The sequence below is a fragment of the Actinoplanes sp. GCM10030250 genome (assembly GCF_042666575.1).
GTDB lineage: Bacteria > Actinomycetota > Actinomycetes > Mycobacteriales > Micromonosporaceae > Actinoplanes.
This window is the reverse complement of sequence record NZ_JBHTDO010000022.1, coordinates 148,176-166,546: the sequence shown is the minus strand read 5'-3', so window position 1 is coordinate 166,546 and position 18,371 is coordinate 148,176. Positions and strand designations below refer to the sequence as shown.

The following is an 18,371-nucleotide window of genomic DNA, read 5'->3' as shown; positions in this document are numbered from 1 at the left end:
TACCTGCAGCAGAAACTGTCGTTCGCCAACGGCTACAGCAGCTCCTGCTCCGACGACTACGTCTCCTTCAACGTCAAGGACGCCGCCCAGCGTGGCGCCGACGCCGGCGCCACCAACATCACCCTGGGCATGCGCGCCAGCTCCGAAAGCGACACCCTGACCTGGCGCAAGTTCCAGGCCAACACCGCCGTGCTGAGCGCCACCTACAACCGGACGCCCGGCAAGCCCACCGACGTGACCACCACGCCCGGTGGCGCCTGCGTCGTCGCCACCGCCACCCGCACGCTCGGCAAGACCAACATCGTGCTCAAGGCCCGGTCGATCGACCCCGACGGCAACCTTTCCAAGCTGCGATTCCGCTGGTGGGCGACGACCGCCACCGCTCCGGCCGCCACCGGCGGCAACGCCATCACCCCGGACGCGAACGGCTGGGCCAGCTACACGGTTCCCACGACCAGCCTGACCGACAAGGTCAGCTACAACTGGGACGTCCGCGCCGAGGACACCAGCGGCGCCGTCTCCGTGCGGTACCCGAGCGACACCACCACCTGCCGGGTCACCATCGACGCCTCGGCACCGCCGGCACCCGACGTGTCGAGTGAGGTGTTCAAGGAGGCGACCCCGGACGGCGCCACCTGGGCCACCGTCAAGTTCGGACAGACCGGCTCGATCACCTTCGAGTCCGCCGGAGCCGTGCGCTTCCAGTACTCATTCGAAGGTGTCAGCCCGCAGCCGGTGACCGCCACCAACGGCATCGCCACGGTGCCCGCCCTCAAACCCCGTCACGCCGGGCCGAACGGCCTGGAAGTCATCGCCTACGACGCGGTCGGCAACCCCAGCCCGATCACCTACTACAACACCTATGTGCCGCCGAGCAGCACCGGAGACGCACCCGGCGACACCGGCGGCGACGGCATCCCCGACCTGATCACCATCAACGCCAACGGCGACCTGCGCAACTGCGTCGGTGACGAACTCGGCGAGCTCTACAGCTGCCTGAGCGCCTCCTACACCACCAACGGCAGCCTCGACCCCAAGGGCCACTGGTACGACGCCGCCTCCAACAAGACGTCCCTGATCGCCAAGTACGCCGACGTCTACCCCGGTGACGGCATCACCGACCTGTTCGTCCGCCACTACGACGGCACCATGTGGCTCTACCCCGGCGACGGCTACGGCAGCTTCAACGTCGACGACCGCCTGAAGATCTTCCTGCCGTCCAACGCACCCGCACCCTCCACCTGGACCCAGATGAAGGCCGTCGGCGACGTCACCGGCGACAAGCTCCCCGACCTGACCGTCCAGGCCGGCACCGCACTCTGGTTCCTCTCCGGCTACACCGGCGCCACGTTCCAGCAGGCCACCCTGATGGACGGCACCGCCTGGGCCAGCACCGCCCGCGACCTCGTCAACATCGCCGACGTCGACCTGGACGGCACACCCGACATGCTCTACCGCCAGTTCCCCAGCGGCGTCATGGCCCTGCGCCACGGCAAACCCGGCCCGGTGGCCGGCAGCGTCAACATCGACTCCCTGAAGAGCGCCGCGGCCTCCGCCAAGGGCAGCGACGCCCAGTACGGAACCAACTGGACCACCACCACCGTCACCGCCGTCATCGCCATCCCCGACGTCAACAAGGACCGCATCCCCGACCTCTGGGCCCGCCTCGGCTCCGACGGCTACATGCGCATCTACAACCCGTCGGCCACCAACACCAACGCCCCCGTGAAGACCGTCCTCCACGTGAACTGGGCAACCATCAAAGCCTTCGCCTGACCACCCCCCGACCCGAACGGCGGGCCTGAGCACCCCCTCTGCTCAGGCCCGCCGTTCGCTGTGAACCGAGACCCGCCGGCCAGGGTTCACCTCATCAGGGAACCGGCCATCAGGGGGTCAACGGTGTCTCTGGTCGCATCCACTCATGATTCGACAACCTGGCACACCGGCCTCGGCCTGGTCGGAGACGCCGCCGACATCACCGCGGGCATCCGCAACCACAGCTGGGTCGACCCTCTCCTCGGCGGCGCCGGTGCCACACTGGACACTCTTTCGCTCGCTGTGGATCCGCTGGGCACGCTCTTCTCCTGGGGCGTCTCCTGGTTGATGGAGCACGTCCAGCCGCTCCAGCAGGCTCTCGACTGGCTCGCCGGCAATGCCGACGAGATAGCTGCGCATGCCGCCACCTGGTCGAACGTCGCGGTTCACATCACACAAACCCAGCATGTGTACGTAGAAAGCCTGCAAACCGTACTGACCGGGTGGTCCGGCACCTCCGGCGATTCCTACAGCGCCCACGCCCACGCGCACCTGCGGGTCCTGGAAACTCTGGCCACGGCAGCGCAGGGCATCTCGTACGCGATAGAAGGAGCCGGTCTCCTGGTCGCCGCCGTCCGCGACCTGGTCCGCGACCTGATCGCCCAGTTCGTCGGCACCCTGGCCGCCCGCCTGCCCCAGTGGCTCGCCGCTGAGGGCCTGACCCTGGGTGTCGCCACCCCGTTCGTGATCACCCAGGTCGCCGCGCTGGTGGCCAGGTGGAGCGCCAGGATCCACCACTTCCTCCTAGCCTTGCTGACCAGCCTCCGCCGCCTCCACCCCATGCTCGACAGGCTCACCGGTCTCCTCGACCGGGCCCACATACGCACAAACGCTCTCGCCCGCACCGATCCGACAACACCGAAGGTCAGAGATCGGCAGTACTTCCGCCACTCCGACGCCGACCCCCTGGCCCGATGGGGACCCGCCCGCGAAACGCACCCGGCCGCGTGGGACAACGCGATACGCGAAGCGGAAACCGCTGGAGTCGAGATAACGTTCCGCACCGGCGGCCTCGCCTATGGCCCGAGCCCGTCCCCCGGAAGCCCGGGTGTGCTGATCCTGGATCCCGACGCCTCCTACGGTGCACTGCTCCACGAACTGCAGCACATGCGCGACGATCGGGCCGCCGGGTGGGCCGGCATGCGAGGCTGGTTCGAGGATCCGCAGGTGCGGTACGCCAACGAGGTCCACGCCTACGAGCAGGAGATCCGATACGCCGAGTCGATCGGCGATCACGAGTCCGTCGCGAAACTCGAACAGCTGGTACGCGAGGAGTACCGGCAGATCTTCGGAGAGGAACCATGAGCATCCCCGTGCCGCCGCCGCTGCCCGTGCCCCCGGTCCGCGAGATGAGCAACGCCGACCTGGCCGCCCTCGTCCGCGCCGGCGGCCCCTTCCGCGGAAAGGCCGTCTTCGAACTCGGCGACAGAGCAGCGGCAGACAACGACGCGGCCACCACATTGGGCGATCTGACGACGCTTCCGGTGCTCCGCGAAGACCGCTTCCACGCAGTGTCCCTGGCCTGGGCCGCGATCGTTTCCCTGCTGGCCGCCGAGACACCGCACGCGAGGCAGGTGGCATACCGCTCCTTCGCTGCCCTGACCGACACCGAGCAGAAGAACCTGCTCGACCATCTCCACTGCAGCCGCATCGAGGACGCACACCCGCGGGCGTGACCTGAGGCCTGAGCCCACCACCCGCACTCCCATCAGTATAGTCATACGACTATAGTCATGGTCATGAACGGTGACCCCCTCCGCCTCGTCGGCGCGCACGAGATCCGGGAGATGCTCGGCGTGAGCCGCCAACGGGCCTACCAGCTGGCCGGCCGTCCCGACTTTCCCAAGCCCATCGCCAAGCTGGCCCAGGGCAAGATCTGGGACCTCGACGACATCGAAGCGTGGATCAGCACCAACCGCACCGGCAAACGACGACGCGACCGCCAAGCCCGGCCGCCCTCGGAAGGCGGCACCGGTCAGACCTCGGGACCCGAGCCGCGCTCCGAGGCAGCGGGCACATCGGTGATCCAGCAGCGCCCCACCTCGACGTAACCAGCGTCGGCCCGATCAACCCTCCTCCGTCCGCCGCGTTCGTGGCGTCGGGTGGTCGACGCCGAGAATCCGAGCGTGTGTTCGTGCGCCATGGCAGCCGCCAGAGTTGCCAAGGCGTACCACCGGCGAGGAGCTGTGGTTCGAGGTCGACTCTGGAAGCGCTGCCGTCAAACGGGCACCACGCGGCCCGGCACCGGACCTACCAGGCACTCGTTCGGGTTGCCGGTTCCCACGACTATAGTCGCAGGACTATAGTCGTGGTCATGAACGGTGAGCCTCTCCGCCTTGTCGGTGCGCACGAGATCCGCGACATGCTCGGCGTGAGCCGCCAACGGGCCTACCAGCTGGCCGGCCGTCCCGACTTCCCCAAGCCCATCGCCAAGCTGGCACAGGGCAAGATCTGGAACCTCGGCGACATCGAAGCGTGGATCAGCACCTACCGCGCCGGCCGGCGGCCCCGGCGCCAAGCGACCAAGGCCGAGTAACCCGCCGCGCCGCTTTGGTGTCAGCCGCCGTAATACCGGTTTCGGCGCGAACGGTATCCCGGCCGGCGATTACCGACGATCTGCCGGGTGGCGAAAGCTCCCGCCGCCAAACCACCGGCGAGCGCCGCGAGGATCAGCGGCACGTTCGCTCCGGACGACTGGCTTTGCTCCGCCGCGGAGAGCAGCGCTGCCGACGGGCGGCTCGTGGCCGCCGCCGGAGCGGGAGCGGTCGGAAGGGCGGCAAAATCCACGATCCCACTGCTTTCCAGCAGCGTCATGTGCGTCATGACGAACTGGTTCGCCTGCTGCGCCAGCTTGCGTACGGTGTCATTGCGGGTGCTGGCCCGGATCGTCGCGATCGCCGGGAAGATCTTGCCGTGCGCCGCCCGGAGCCGGTCGATGTAGATGTCGTCGAAGTCGTCACCCACCGCCTCGTCCATCTCGTCGAGCCAGCCCTGCTGATCCTTGTTCGGCTCGTTCGGCAGGTCGACGTCGAGCTTCTTCGCGGCGTTACGCGTGAGCTCGTCGAGCACAGTGTGCTGGTCCGCGATGCTGCGGCCGATCCGCTTGATCCGCGCGCTGTCCGACTTCTCCTGCGCCATCTCGCCGGCCGGAATCTCCCACAACCCGGCAAGCCGCACCTTGACGACGAAGTCCCGGTCAGCGTCCGAGATATCACCCCGGCCCCGGTCGGTGAGAAGGTTCTCGGGAGGCACCGGCACGTCCGGTGCGGCCATGACCTTCTCCGGTGCGAGCAGGATCAGCACAACGGAGAGAAGCACCGCACCACACAGACGGCGCCACGCGAACGTCAAGCCGAAACCGGCCACGCGAACCTCCCTGACTCGTGCGTGTCTCGCCGTTGCCGCCTTCGGGCATGGCTTCAGGACGCTCATCGAGCGCCATCGACACGTGCAGACATCAGGAAGTACGCATCGCTGACCGGATCGGATCAGCCTCGAAGCGCTCCAAATTTCCGACGGCACCGCTTGGCCCCCAGGCGGCCGGACGAGTCGGCCACCAGCCCCCAAACAAGATCGAAATGACCGGCCCCGACGCCGCCGTCCCGCTCAGCGGGTGGCCGCATCATCGTCGGGGGTGTACGGCTTCGTAGGGATGAGGGTGATCTCCGGGATGACAGCTGCCCGCTCTTCCGGCGAAGCATCGAAGTCCAGCATCTCGACTCCCTCAGGGATACCGACCCGGGAGAGGAAGATGCCGTTGCGCCCCACGTCGCACCAGAGGGTGGCGAAGCCGACTCTGCTTTCCTGGCTTCCCGTGTATGTGATGTGCAGGCGCCCGTGATCACCGTCCGGACAGGGCACGTCCTCCCAGGCCGGCCAGGCATCCCGAATCTTGGTGAAGGCGTCGAACCATGCCTCCCACCTGCGATTGCCCTCTGTCATCTCATCCATCCGGCGATCTACTCCCTGTCGATCAGGTGCTTCATCGACTGCCACCATCGCTCCTCGTAGGCGTACGCGCGCACCTCGGAGGCCGCGCGGTCCGCTTCATTCCAAGGAAAATCCATTCCGTTGCGCAGTTCGTCGAGGTGAAACCTCTCATGTGCCAGGGTGCGAGCCAGCTGTTCCTCATCCACGAACGCGTCACGAGCGAGCTTGATCTCGCCGTCGGGCGTCGTCACACCGTAGAACTCCCTGCCTGGCCCGGACCCACGCCGAAGTTTGTCGACAGAGAATCTGACACCTTCCATGTTGATGCCGTATTTGCCCGCGACCGCCAGGACGTTCTCGCTGCTCATAAGGAGCTTCTTGCCGTTACGGACGATACCGTCGCCCTCACGGAACAGGCCGGTCTCCGGACGTTCCCTGCTGGCGTGCGACCTCCATCCGGGGACCCTCACCGGGTCGGTCCGGCTGAGTCGACCGAGCAGCTGCTGGAGGCGATGGAGTATCCCCGCCAGCTCGCCGAGGATGAAGTGCTGGATCCGGTTGATCCATTTGGCAACGAGCGTGGCTACCTGACCGACCACCACCGGAGTGGCGAGCCCGACCGTGAGCCCTTCCGCGGCAAGCCACTGCGGCAGCCGTACCGCTAGGGTCGCGACGAATTGAGCGATCAGGTCACGGACGATCTCACGGACCAGGCCAACCAGAAGACCAGCGCCTTCAACCGCGTACGAAATAGCTTTCGTGACGGTCGCGATGCCGTCGAGTGCAGCGAGTTGCTCGGTGGCATGGGCGCGGTAGGCGTCGGCGGCATCGCCGCGCCAGTCTGCGGTCTGGGTACGGACCGAGCTCGCGAATCGCTGGTGAGCGCCGGTCGTCGACGTGGAGACGTTCTGCCACGTGGCGGCGTGCGCAGCGACCTCGGCCGGATTGCCGGCCAGCCAGTCCAACGTGTCCCGCAACGGCTCGACATGCTCGAGCAGCCAGCCGACTCCCCAGGCCATGAGCGTCCCGAGCGGGTCGATCCCCGCGGCGAGCAGGTCAAGGCCGCCACCCACGCCGCCCAGGGTCACGTCCACCCAGCTGTGGTCGCTTATGCCGTTGCTGATCTCGGTGGCGTCTTGCACCAGACCGAGCCCGGTGTACCAGGCCGTCGGGTCGCGCGCGTCCGCGACCAATGCGGACTCACTCACCAGGCAAGCCATGGACCAGGGGCCTTCGCGGCATCGTTGTGTCCACGGTTACTCCCCTCGGCCGCAGACCTACGAAGGAGTACCCCCGACGGGCCGACGGAGTTCGGTGCTGGCCGCGCTGCGCGCTGAAAGACGCCATCACCCGTACGCCGAATGGGTGATGTGCGGCTCATGGGCGCGGCGGCCGTGCGGCAGGATGGCCGGATGAGTCCCGTGAGTCGCGGTCGGAAGAATGCGAAGTCGCGCCGGTCCGATCAGCGCGTCGTGAAGCCTGCGGTGGACGTTCCGGAGCAGTGCGACTGCCCGGAATGCTCGGACGACGACTTCGATCCCGAAGCCTTCGTCGCCGACCTGTCCGAATCGGCCACCGCTCTTCTCGCAGTCGACGACCCGCTGGAGGGCGAGCTGTTCGGCGCGAACTTCCTGGCCGCAGGAGAGCTAGCCGGTGAGGGCTTCACGGAGGCACTCTCGGAGGGCATCGTCCCCTCGCTGACACAGCTTTCCACCTCAGGATCGCTCGCTGTGCTCCTCGCTGTCGACGCGGTCGACGACCATGCCGGGGCCGGAGACGCGGCCCGTCGCCTGATGGAGGCCGGGGTGCCGGCGCCGGTCTGGGCCGGCGAGTTGTCCGAACCGGTGAGGATCGGTTTGAGCCGGCGCTACGGCGACCCGGGCGGCGAGGCGTCGATGCTGATGTGCTCGTTCGAACGGTCCGGGCGCTCGCACGGTTTCTTGGTGCACGTCGATCACCTCGACTGTGACGCGGCTGCGGACATCATCCTGTTCGCCGGCGAGTCGCTGGAGAATGTCAGCACGATGATCCAGGCGGACGGACTCCGTGCGGGTCTGACACTGATTGTCGAGGAGCTGGATCCGGCCGAGTTCCGTTGGCAGATCGAACGGGCCCTGGACGCCCGTGCCGTACACGATCAAGAGGATGACGAGCCGGAACTGGACGACGGCCGCGACGAGGACGGCCCCGGTTATCACGCGCTAAGCGTGTTGCTGCGCGCCCGGATGGGCGCTCTTCCCGAGCCACCGCGCCCACCTGCCGCGCACGGTGACAACGACAGGCCAGCGGCTCTGGAGATGCCGGTGCGAGCCAAACCGAAGAAGAATTCCGACGGGCCGGCCCCGATCTATCAGGTCAAGGTCAGCCTGCGTGGTTCGAAGCCCCCGATCTGGCGGCGCCTGGAACTTCCCGGCGACACCAGCCTGGCCGATCTGCACCACATCATTCAGGTGGCCTTCGGCTGGCAGGACAGCCATCTACACGTCTTCGAAACGCCGTCCGGCAGATTCGGCGTGCCCGACCGGGAGCTCGGCCACCGCGCGGAGAAACCGGTGACGCTGAAACAGGTCGCGCCCCGAGCCGGGAGCAAGGTGGGGTACCTCTACGACTTCGGTGACAACTGGGATCACGAGATCCTGGTGGAGAAGCTTCTCGACCGCCGAGCGGGGCCATACCCGCAATGCACCGGCGGCCGGCGTGCCGCTCCGCCGGACGACTGCGGCGGCATCTGGGGATACGCCGAACTCGTCGAAATCCTCAGCGATCCGAGCCACCCGGACCATAAAGAACGGCTGGAATGGCTCGGCCTCCGATCCGCCGGCGACTTCGACCCCGCACGCTTCGACGCCACGGAGGTGACCCGGGCGCTGACCGGCCGGGGATGAGAAGGATCCCCGCACAAGCCGGCCAGCATCGCGCACCGTCGATTCGCGATCTCCTGATCGCGGCCACGGCCGAGAAAGCAGGACTTACCGTCCTCGCCGTCGATAAGGACTTCGATCTCATCACCTCGATCACCGGCCAGCCTGTCGAAACCCTGGATGACCGAACTGACCGTCACCTCAAAGGGTCTCCGGCCGCCAAGGCACGACACGCCAAAGAGGCCGACAACCTGAGGGATAGACGCTATGTCCGGTGGTGTCTACCGCTGTTCGGTGGTCCCGGCGTGGTGATTGCCGAGCAGACTCCTTGCCATCTCAGCCGGATCACCGATGACCGGCATGGCGAACATTTCGCCACCACCGGCGGCGATCGGCGGAGGTGCGGCACGCCGGCGTTGCGGAATCTCGATCGCCAAGCTGCCATCCGTACGGACGCCGACCGGCGCGTAGCCCGCCGCGCGCAACCCGGCGAGCGTCTCCGCCTGCGGTTTCGCGCTGACGAGTACGGTCGGGGCGAGCCGGGCCAGCGACAAGCTTCGCAGCGAGCGGGTGTTGAGGATCTCGGTGAGCAGGGTTTCGTCGTCGCTGCACAGGCAGCAACCAGCTGGGCGTACCTGAACGCGACCGTGCCTGCGAGCCACGTCCTCGATCAGATATGTCAGGGTTTGCGGCACGCGGCCGCCCTCGGCCGCCTCGGTGATACGCGCGATCAGACCCTCCGGGGTGTTCCCGGCGTCGAGCGCCGCGCGGACGCTCGCCGGAGAGAAACGCCAGGTCCACGCCCCGGTACGGGATTCCGGTGTGGCGGCGCTGTCGAGCAGGCTGAGCAGCTCCGCCGATGGAGTACCGGTCACCACCGCGGTGAGGTCGTTCTGCAGCACGACGGAGTCGAGGGATCGCGGCAGCATCGCTTCGGCCCGCGCGTGGGCGGCATTCGGGCCATCGTTGAGCAGGGCACGGCCGAATGTGGTCACCGTTCCATGAGCGAGCAGGCCGAGCCGGTGCGCCTCCCGCCAGATGCCGGTGACATACCGATCGAGATCCTCGCCGGCCTGGTCGGTCACGACAGGACTCTCCCAGCGAAGCCGATCAGCGAGGCCCCCGAGTTCGACGGATTGTCCCTCCGGCACGACGCCGACAAGCGTTCGCATGGTCACGGCACGAAGTCCGGACAGAATCAGTTCCTCATTCTCGTCCCAGCAGAGAATCCGAGCGGACGGCGCTGGTGAATCGGCCGGCGCGAGCGGCGACGCGGGCATGATCAGCCAATCCTCGACGACTTCGAGGAATTGGTCGGCGGGATCGCTGGCGGCGAACGCGTCATATTCCGTCGCGGGTGTGAGGCCCGCTTCCGACGCCTCTATCAGCCCGCTCGCCGTGAGCAGTTCGATGGTCAGCCGGGTACGGTCCTCGTCCTGCCCGGACACCTTGGCGATCCGGCGCAATTCCCGCACGCCGAGACCACCCGTTTTCAGAAGCGGAACCGGGCCGGCACCGACCGCTTCCACAACAGCGGCGATCGCGGCAAGGGTCTCCGTCGCCGCGGCCGCTGATTCCCGCTCCTGCACCGCTGCCTCAATCGGGCTGAGCGCCATGACCGGCGGCTGAACCTGGAAAGAGGCACCCGAACCATCCCGCAGAGCAAGAGCGACCTCACGCGGCATCTCATTCATGCTCCAGTTGGAACGAATGAGCAGCCCACGATCGACAGCCCAGGGCAACACCATCCCCGCCGAGCCGAACATAACTCCCGGCCGGCCGAACGAAGTATCCGAGTCCCACGCAAGGCTCTGAAGCTGATCGCGAATGCTGGTGGGCGCCGCGGCCACCAGCCCGCGCACATTCTCCGGCCGAGCCAGCCAGCCGGCGAGCGCGGTGATCAGCTCACCACTACTCAACCCGGCGGACGTGATCCCGTACAGCTTCGCCAGCCTTCGCAACTCCGTCACATTCCGAGTGACAAGCAGGTCAGCGGCCCGATGCCCAAGATCCAACGGATGCGACCACATCTCGCCGAGATGCGCGGCAGCAATACCGTCGGCACGCGGCCAAACCAGAGCAAGCGCGGCAAGACGCCGAAGCGCCGCCACAAAGCCAAGATCATCTTCGGGTACGCCCAGCAGCACCGCCAACCGCCCCGCGGTGCACCCGTCACCCAGCGCCGCAGCCGCTTCACCGACCTGTAGTTGCGGCAGGTTCAGCAGCGCACAGGCACCCGCCATCGACGAGGGACGCAGCAGCCGTTCGGCCAACTGCTCAACCGTCGCCGGCACCGGCTCAAAGGTCGCATCACGCCGGGTCGCGACCAACCCGGCGATCTCGTGTTCAGTCAGAGTTCGCAGGTGAGCGGCAAGGCCGGCAACGGAGGACACGCCCGCCAACCTATCGGCAGTCGAGACGTCCGCTGAATACCCTTCCCCCGGACGGGAGCGCCTCCGCGGGAATCCCGAGGCGAGGATGCTCCTGGGAGGAATGGCGTGGCCCTCAATAGTTACTGAACGTCGAACAACCAGTAACGTAACGCCGTCTTCGGGTGGTCGCCGGGATAGCCTCGAAAAATGATCCACTCTCCCCCGGGTGGTCCGTGATCGGCGTGCCACGCGCCACCCGGCGCAACAACCTGCCACTGCCCGCGTCGCGCCGGTCGCCGGACACGGCGGCAGCGGTGCTGCGCGCCGTTCTCGACCACGGGCCGATCGCGCGGAGTTCGATTGCCCGGGCGACCAGACTGTCCGCCGCAACGGTGACCGGTGTGGCGACGTTCCTGCTGAAAAAGGGTCTGGTCCGCGAGGCGCCGGAGGCGGTCGGGCCGCCGGGGATCGGGCGGCCGCACGTGCCGCTGGACATCGAGTCCGGCACGGTCGGCGTCATCGGCGTCCACATTGCGGTCCCTCGGGCCACGGTCGCCCTGCTCGACCTGCGCGGGCGGGTGATCGCCCAGCGGCAGTACCCGCACGGCCGCCGCGACCCGGACAGCGTCCTCGCCGCGCTCGCCATCACGATCGACGCCGTACGGCGGGAGCACGGCCGTCGCCGGCGGATCCTGGGTCTGGGACTGGCCACCGGCGGCTGGGTGGACGCCGCCAAGGGCACGGTCGTCGAGCACCCGGTCCTGGGCTGGCGTGACGTCCGTGTCGGCACTGCCCTCGGCGAGGCCACCGGCCTGCCGGTGCGGGTGGACAGCAACTCCCGGGCATTGCTGCGGGCCGAACAGCTGCTCGGACGGGTGGCCGGACGGGCACGCCAGAGTGCGGTGCAGCTGTTCGTGGGCAACGTTGTCGATGTCGCGTTCGCCACCGGCGGTGTCGTCCATCAAGGCCCCCGGTCGGCGGCGGGCGCGGTCGCTCATCTGCCGGTCGAGGGCTGCCTCGAGCCGTGTTCCTGCGGTCGCGTGGGCTGCCTGCAGGCGGCTGTCGGTGAGCGGGCAATGGTACGCCGGGCGTTCGCCGCCGGGTTGATCGACCAGCCGGACATCCACGCACTGGTTGACGCGGCCGCAGCGGGCGGCGCCGAGGCTTTCGAGATGCTGCGGGAGCGGGCCCGCCTCGTCGGCCGCGCTGCCGGCCTGTTACTCGATCTGTTCGACCCTGAGGTCCTTGTGGTGGCCGAAGCGGGCGCGAACCGGCTGCCGGAGTGCCTCGCGACGTTGCGTGCGGAGGCCGCCGACGCGTCGTGGTCGGGGGCCGACATGGCGGTCACGGTCTATGCGTCGAGCTTCCCGGACAACGTCCTGGCAGTCGCCGGCGGCGCTGTCGCGCTTGATCAGGTGTACGCCTCCCCCTGATCCAGCAGGCATTACTTAATTCACCACGACCCTTAGTTGCCAACTAAACCTAGCGGCATAGTATGAATTGCAGGACGGCGTCGACCGGCCCGGCCCGCACCGTCGCGGGTTGGTAACGCCCTGCCCTCCTCCGCATTCGAACGGAGACGTCCATGACTGTCATCGATTCCCGGTCCACGTACGACGCAGCGATCTTCCGTCAGGCATTCCGGCGTCACGCCGCGGGTGTGGCCGTGGTGACGACCGATGCGGGGCGCGGCGCGGCCGGTGTCACCGTCACGTCGCTCGCCTCGCTCTCCGCCGAGCCGCCGCTGCTGTCGTTCAGCATCGCGGCGACCGCGTCGGTGTGGCCGCATCTGCGGGATGCGGATACCGCCGTCGTGCATCTGCTGGGCGCCGGGCACACCGAGCTGGCGCGGAGGTTCGCCACCAGCGGCATCGACCGGTTCGGCGGGGCGACCCGCTGGCGCCGCCTGCCGACCGGCGAGCCCGTCCTGGACGACGCGGCGGCCTGGCTACGGATCTCGATTGAGCATCGCCACCCGGCCGGCGGATCTCACCTGATCATCGGCCGGGTCGAGGAGATCGAACTGGCCGCCGAAGGCGCCCCGCTGCTGTATCACGCCGGCGATTTCCACATTCTGTGAAGCCGCTCCATCAAGCACCTTTCGTGAGGCGCTCTGTGAAGAAGGTAGCCATGATCACATTTTGGAGAACGGCCACGGTTGCGATGCTGGCCCTGACGGTGGCGGCGTGCGGCACCGAGGAGGCGGGCGCGACCCTGGAGCTGAGCGCCGCTCTTCCGGAGAAGGTTCCCAGCGGGACCACCCTCCGCCTCGGCGACCCGCAACTGCAGGCGGTCATCGGAGCAGCCGGCCTGGACAAAGAGCTGACCGACGCCGGGTTGAAGGTGGAGTGGGCCAACATCAGCGGCGGCCCGCAGAGCATCCAGGCGTTTCGCGCCGACAAGCTGGACTGCAGTGCGGTCGCGGACATCCCGTCGCTGTTCGCCGCATGGACGGGCACCTCGACGAAGATCGTGTTCCAGTCGGTCACCGTGGATCCGCTGAATCACCCGGTCTACAAGCTGGGGGTCGCGCCCGGCGTGGCGGTGAGTTCGCTGGCCGACCTGCGCGGCAAGAAGATCGCCTACAGCGCCGGGCAGGCCCAGGGCGCACTGGTGCTGCGGGTGTTACAGCTGGCGGGCTTGAGCCAGAAGGACGTGCAGCTGGTCGAGCTGACCAGCACGGGCGACTCCTACGTGACCGCGCTCGGCAGCAAGTCCGTCGACGTCGCGCCGATCGGCGCCCAGAACGTCAAGATCTACGAGGCGAAGTACCCGGGCGCCACCTCGATCGGCACCGGCATCCGCGACGACGCGTCCACGCTGTACTGCCTCACCTCGGCGGTCGAGGACGCGGACAAGGCGGCGGCGCTGAAGCTCTACGTCGGCGTCCGCACCAAGGCCCTGCTGTGGGCCAACGACCACCCCGCCGAGGTCGCCAAGGCCTACTACGAGGACACCCAGGGACTCAACGAGGCGGATGCCAAGGCCGTCGTCGAGATCACCGGCGACAAGGCCGTCCCGGCCACCTGGGACGCGGCGATCGTCCGGTTGCAAGAGACCGCCGATCTGCTGGCCAAGGAGCAGAACCACGAGAAGCTGGACGTGAACACGCTGGTCGACCGCCGGTTCGAGAAGGTCCAGGCGGAGGCCGCGGGTTCTCAGGTGGTCACCGGTGATGCCGCATGACCGCCGCCCTGCACGCCACGACACCGAAGATCGACGACAAGACCGACGCTCGGGTCGTACGCCGCAGGCTCGGCCCCGGCCGTCGCATCCGTTTCGCGTTCTGGATCGGCCCGCTGCTCGCCCTGGCGGTCTGGTCGGCGGGCTCCGTGACCGGCGTGATCAAACCGGCGATCCTGTCGGCCCCGTGGGACGTAGCCGTGGCGTTCGAGGACCAGTGGGTCAACCACGACCTGCTCGGCAACATCCTGTCCTCACTGGAACGTGCGGTCATCGGCCTGACCCTCGGCGTGGTGACCGGCGCGGTCCTGGCGGTGATCTCCGGGCTGTCGCGAGCCGGTGAGTCGGTGATCGACGGTCCGATCCAGATCAAACGGTCGGTGCCGACACTGGCCATCATCCCGCTGTTCATCGCCTGGTTCGGCATCGGCCAGGAGATGAAGATCATCACGATTGCGCTGATCAGCCTGGTCCCCATCTACATCCACACCCACAACGGGTTGCGCGGCATCGACGGCAAGTACGCCGAGCTGGCCGAGACGATCGGGATCAGCCGCGGCGACTTCGTCCGGCACGTGGTACTGCCGGGAGCACTGCCCGGGTTCCTGCTCGGCATGCGGTTCGCGGTCACATCGGCGCTGCTGGGCCTGGTGGTCGTCGAGCAGTACAACGCGGTCGCCGGCATCGGCCACATGATCAGCCTCGCCGAGCAGTACGGCCAGACCGACGTGATCGTGGTCGGCCTCGTCATCTACGGCGTCTTCGGATACTGCGCCGACAGCGCGGTCCGGCTCACGGCAAGGAAGGTGCTGGCATGGCGACAGACGCTCGAGGGCTGACCACCGACCAGGCGGTCCGCGTACGAAATCTGCATCGTTCTTTCAACAAGGACGGTGGCGTCCTCAACGGGCTGGACCTGGACATCGCCCCCGGCGAGTTCGTGGCGCTGATCGGCCGATCCGGCACCGGCAAGAGCACTCTGCTGCGGGCGCTGGCCGGCCTGGACCGCGACGTCGACGGGTACGGGCAGATCACCGTGCCCGGCGCGGTGTCGGTGGTGTTCCAGGACTCCCGGCTGCTGCCGTGGAAACGGATCCTCGACAACGTGATCTTCGGGCTGCGTGGCGCCGACGCCCGGGAACGCGGCGCGAAGGCCCTGGCCGAGGTCGGGCTGGCCGGCCGGGAACGGGCCTGGCCTTATCAGCTGTCCGGTGGCGAGCAGCAACGGGCCGCGTTGGCCCGGTCGCTGGTTCGGGAGCCGCAGCTGCTGCTGGCCGACGAGCCGTTCGGCGCTCTCGACGCGCTGACCCGGATCCGGATGCACGCCCTGCTGCGCAAGCTGTGCGAGACGCACCGGCCCGCGGTGCTGCTGGTCACGCACGACGTCGACGAGGCGATCGTGCTGGCCGACCGGGTGATCCTGCTGGACGCGGGCGTCGTCGACGCCGACGTGCGGGTGGATCTGGTGAACCGGTCCCGCTCGGACGCCGGGTTCGCCGCGCTGCGGACGCTGCTGCTGGACCGGCTCGGCGTTGACGAGGAGGGCCGGCGATGACCCGGAAGATGCACCTCAACGCATTCCTGATGAGTGTCGGCCACCACGAGGCGTCGTGGCGGCTACCCGAGTCGGACCCGTACGCCAGCTGGAACGTGAAGCATTTCCAGGAACTGGCCAGGATCGCCGAACGCGGGAAACTCGACTCGATCTTCTTCGCCGACAGCCCGGTTCTGCAGGGCGATCCCGGCCGGCGGCCGGCCGGCAAGCTGGAGCCGACGGTCCTGCTCACGGCGCTGGCCGTGGTCACCGAACGGATCGGGCTGATCGCGACGGCCTCGACGTCGTACAACGAGCCGTACAACCTGGCCCGCCGTTTGGCCTCGGTCGACCACGTGTCCGAGGGCCGGGCGGGCTGGAACATCGTCACCACCGCGGGTGCCGACGCGGCTCGCAACTTCGGCCTGGACGACGTGCCCGCGCACCGGGACCGCTACGAGCGGGCGGCCGAGTTCGTCGAAGTCGCCACAAAACTGTGGGACAGCTGGGCCGACGACGCGGTCCTCGCCGACAAGGGAAGGGGCGTCCACGCCGACGCCGCCAAGGTTCGGGCGATCAACCACCACGGACGCTACTTCCGAGTCGATGGACCGCTGAACGTGCCGCGTTCCCCCCAGGGCTATCCGCTGCTCGTGCAGGCCGGCTCGTCGCAGGACGGCCGGGAATTCGCCGCCCGCTGGGCGGAGGCGGTCTTCACCGCGCAGCAGACGCTGGCGGAAGGGCAGGCGTTCTATCAAGACCTCAAGCGGCGTACGGCCGAACTGGGCCGTGATCCGGACAGCATCAAAATCCTCCCCGGAATCGTGCCGGTGATCGGCGACACCCCAGCCGAGGCCCGCGAGCTGGAAGCCGATCTGGACCGCCTGATCAGCCCGGAGTACGCCCGCCGGCAGCTCGCCGAACGTTTCGACCTCGACCCGGAGCTACTGAAACTCGACGAGCCACTGCCGGTGGACCTGCTGCCCACAGAGGACGAGATCGAGGGCGCGAAGAGCCGGTTCACCCTGATTGTCGACCTGGCGAAACGGGAGAACCTGACCGTACGCCAGCTGATCGGCCGTCTCGGCGGTGGCCGCGGGCACCGCACGTTCACCGGCACCCCGGTCCAGGTCGCCGACGCCATCGAGGAGTGGTTCGACGACGGCGCCGCCGACGGCTTCAACATCATGCCCGCCGTTCTGCCGTCCGGACTGGTCGCCTTCGTCGACAAGGTAGTCCCGATCTTGCAGGAACGCGGCCGCTTCCGCACCGAGTACACCGGCACGACCCTGCGTGACCACTACGGCCTGACCCGTCCCGCCAACAGCCTGGAGCTGAGTTCGGTATGACCCGGCAACTGCACTTCAACCTGTTCCTGCACGACACCGGGCACCACGAAGCTTCGTGGCGGCTCCCCGAGTCGGACCCGTACTCCAACCTGTCGCTCGCCGCCCACCAGCACCTGACCCGGGTGGCCGAGGACGCCAAGTTCGACTCGGTGTTCCTGGCAGACAGCCCGGTGCTGTGGAGCGATCCGGCGCGCCGGCCGTCCGGCAAGCTGGAGCCGACCCTGCTTCTGGCCGCGCTCGCGGCATCGACACGGCACATCGGGCTGATCGCGACGGCTTCCACCTCGTACAACGAGCCCTTCAATCTCGCCCGCCGGTTCGCCTCGCTGGACCACCTGTCGGGAGGCCGCGCCGGGTGGAACATCGTGACCACCGCCGGGGACGCGGCCGCCCGCAACTTCGGGCTCGACGACCAGCCGCTGCACAAGACCCGGTACGAGCGGGCCGACGAGTTCCTTCAGGTGTCGACGAAACTGTGGGACAGCTGGACCGACGACGCGGTGATCGCCGACAAAGAGTCGGGTGTGCACGCGCTGCGGGACCGGGTGCGCGCCGTCGGCCACCACGGCGAGTACTTCCGGGTCGACGGGCCGCTCAACGTGCCGCGCTCACCGCAGGGATATCCGCTGCTCGTGCAGGCCGGCTCATCGGAGAACGGCAAGGAGTTCGCCGCCAAGTGGGCTGAGGCGATCTTCGTGGCACAGCCGACACTGGTGGAGAGCCAGGCCTTCTACGCCGACCTGAAGCGCCGGGCCGTGGCGGCCGGCCGCGACCCTGACCATGTGGTCATCCTGCCCGGGATCGTGCCGGTCATCGGCGACACCGTGGCACAGGCTCGTGAGCTCGACGCCGAACTGGAGCGCCTGATCGCGCCCGAACACGCGATCGGAACCCTGGCGACGGTGCTCGGCGTGGACGCCGAGCGGCTGAAACTGGACGAGCCGCTGCCCACCGACCTACCCGCCGAGGAGGAGATCGAAGGGCACAAGAGCCGGCGGACGCTGATCGTGGACTGGGCCCGGCGGGACAACCTGACCGTGCGGCAGCTGATCGGCAAACTCGGCGGGGGTCGTGGGCATCGGACGTTCACCGGCACTCCGGTGCAGGTCGCCGACACGATCCAGGAGTACTTCGAGAACGGCGCGGCCGACGGCTTCAACATCATGCCCGCGGTCCTGCCGTCCGGGATCGAGGCGTTCGCGGCCAAGGTCGTGCCGATTCTGCAGGAACGCGGCCTGTTCCGCACCGAGTACACCGGCGCCACCCTGCGTGAGCACTACGGACTCCCCCGCCCCGCCAACAGTTTGGAACTGGCATCCCGATGAGC

At 68.1% G+C, this 18,371-nt stretch carries 16 protein-coding genes and 1 pseudogene; 13 read left to right on the top strand and 4 right to left on the bottom strand.

The window, feature by feature from the left end:
• The 5 genes and pseudogenes from ACFQV6_RS26445 to ACFQV6_RS26425 all read left to right on the top strand — a co-directional run.
• Positions 1–1,776, top strand: a pseudogene (locus tag ACFQV6_RS26445) (hypothetical protein); the annotation flags it as partial.
• Between the two features lie 123 nt (positions 1,777–1,899).
• Complete coding sequence (locus ACFQV6_RS26440) at positions 1,900–3,120, top strand: WXG100 family type VII secretion target (protein ID WP_378030277.1); 1,221 nt, start codon at positions 1,900–1,902, stop codon at positions 3,118–3,120.
• Positions 3,117–3,491 carry a hypothetical protein gene (locus tag ACFQV6_RS26435; RefSeq protein ID WP_378030276.1) on the top strand — a complete coding sequence of 125 codons (375 nt, stop codon included), beginning with the start codon at positions 3,117–3,119 and terminating at the stop codon, positions 3,489–3,491. The genes ACFQV6_RS26440 and ACFQV6_RS26435 overlap by 4 nt, the downstream gene beginning before the upstream one ends.
• A gap of 63 nt (positions 3,492–3,554) precedes the next feature.
• Complete coding sequence (locus tag ACFQV6_RS26430) at positions 3,555–3,866, top strand: helix-turn-helix transcriptional regulator (protein WP_378030275.1); 312 nt, start codon at positions 3,555–3,557, stop codon at positions 3,864–3,866.
• 263 nt (positions 3,867–4,129) lie between these two features.
• Positions 4,130–4,351, top strand: coding sequence for a helix-turn-helix transcriptional regulator (locus tag ACFQV6_RS26425; protein ID WP_378030274.1), 222 nt, complete (start codon positions 4,130–4,132; stop codon positions 4,349–4,351).
• Positions 4,352–4,371: 20 nt separating this feature from the next.
• Here ACFQV6_RS26425 and ACFQV6_RS26420 read toward each other — a convergent pair whose 3' ends face one another.
• The 3 genes from ACFQV6_RS26420 to ACFQV6_RS26410 all read right to left on the bottom strand — a co-directional run bounded on the left by ACFQV6_RS26420 (position 4,372) and on the right by ACFQV6_RS26410 (position 6,953).
• Entirely contained in the window at positions 4,372–5,181 is an 810-nt protein-coding gene (locus tag ACFQV6_RS26420; protein WP_378030273.1) for a DUF4142 domain-containing protein, read from the bottom strand.
• A gap of 240 nt (positions 5,182–5,421) precedes the next feature.
• Positions 5,422–5,766 carry a hypothetical protein gene (locus ACFQV6_RS26415; protein ID WP_378030272.1) on the bottom strand — a complete coding sequence of 115 codons (345 nt, stop codon included), beginning with the start codon at positions 5,764–5,766 and terminating at the stop codon, positions 5,422–5,424.
• Positions 5,767–5,774: 8 nt separating this feature from the next.
• Positions 5,775–6,953 (bottom strand): WXG100 family type VII secretion target, encoded by a 1,179-nt coding sequence (locus tag ACFQV6_RS26410; RefSeq protein WP_378030271.1) that lies wholly within the window; start codon positions 6,951–6,953, stop codon positions 5,775–5,777.
• Between the two features lie 264 nt (positions 6,954–7,217).
• Between ACFQV6_RS26410 and ACFQV6_RS26405 the strand changes: the two genes are divergently transcribed.
• Positions 7,218–8,630, top strand: coding sequence for a plasmid pRiA4b ORF-3 family protein (locus ACFQV6_RS26405; RefSeq protein WP_378030270.1), 1,413 nt, complete (start codon positions 7,218–7,220; stop codon positions 8,628–8,630).
• A gap of 257 nt (positions 8,631–8,887) precedes the next feature.
• On the opposite strand, the gene ACFQV6_RS26400 is transcribed toward ACFQV6_RS26405, so the two are convergent.
• Complete coding sequence (locus ACFQV6_RS26400) at positions 8,888–10,999, bottom strand: helicase-associated domain-containing protein (RefSeq protein WP_378030269.1); 2,112 nt, start codon at positions 10,997–10,999, stop codon at positions 8,888–8,890.
• 212 nt (positions 11,000–11,211) lie between these two features.
• Here ACFQV6_RS26400 and ACFQV6_RS26395 point away from each other — a divergent pair, with 212 nt between their 5' ends.
• From ACFQV6_RS26395 to ACFQV6_RS26365, 7 genes are all read left to right on the top strand, one after another.
• The gene (locus ACFQV6_RS26395; RefSeq protein ID WP_378030268.1) at positions 11,212–12,411 is read left to right on the top strand and encodes an ROK family protein; all 1,200 of its coding nucleotides are present in this window, start codon (positions 11,212–11,214) and stop codon (positions 12,409–12,411) included.
• A 152-nt stretch (positions 12,412–12,563) separates the two neighbouring features.
• On the top strand, positions 12,564–13,058 hold the full coding sequence (locus ACFQV6_RS26390; protein WP_378030267.1) for a flavin reductase family protein: 495 nt from the start codon (positions 12,564–12,566) through the stop codon (positions 13,056–13,058).
• Positions 13,059–13,108: 50 nt separating this feature from the next.
• Entirely contained in the window at positions 13,109–14,164 is a 1,056-nt protein-coding gene (locus ACFQV6_RS26385; RefSeq protein ID WP_378030266.1) for an ABC transporter substrate-binding protein, read from the top strand.
• Complete coding sequence (locus ACFQV6_RS26380; protein ID WP_378030265.1) at positions 14,161–15,000, top strand: ABC transporter permease; 840 nt, start codon at positions 14,161–14,163, stop codon at positions 14,998–15,000. Before ACFQV6_RS26385 ends, ACFQV6_RS26380 begins: the two co-directional genes overlap by 4 nt.
• Positions 14,976–15,716: an ABC transporter ATP-binding protein gene (locus ACFQV6_RS26375; RefSeq protein ID WP_378030264.1), complete on the top strand. Its 741-nt coding sequence runs from the start codon at positions 14,976–14,978 to the stop codon at positions 15,714–15,716. Before ACFQV6_RS26380 ends, ACFQV6_RS26375 begins: the two co-directional genes overlap by 25 nt.
• On the top strand, positions 15,713–17,044 hold the full coding sequence (locus ACFQV6_RS26370) for an LLM class flavin-dependent oxidoreductase (protein WP_378030263.1): 1,332 nt from the start codon (positions 15,713–15,715) through the stop codon (positions 17,042–17,044). Before ACFQV6_RS26375 ends, ACFQV6_RS26370 begins: the two co-directional genes overlap by 4 nt.
• A complete protein-coding gene (locus ACFQV6_RS26365) occupies positions 17,041–18,369 on the top strand; it encodes an LLM class flavin-dependent oxidoreductase (RefSeq protein ID WP_378030262.1) in 1,329 nt (442 codons plus the stop codon). The genes ACFQV6_RS26370 and ACFQV6_RS26365 overlap by 4 nt, the downstream gene beginning before the upstream one ends.
• Positions 18,370–18,371 lie beyond the last annotated feature (2 nt).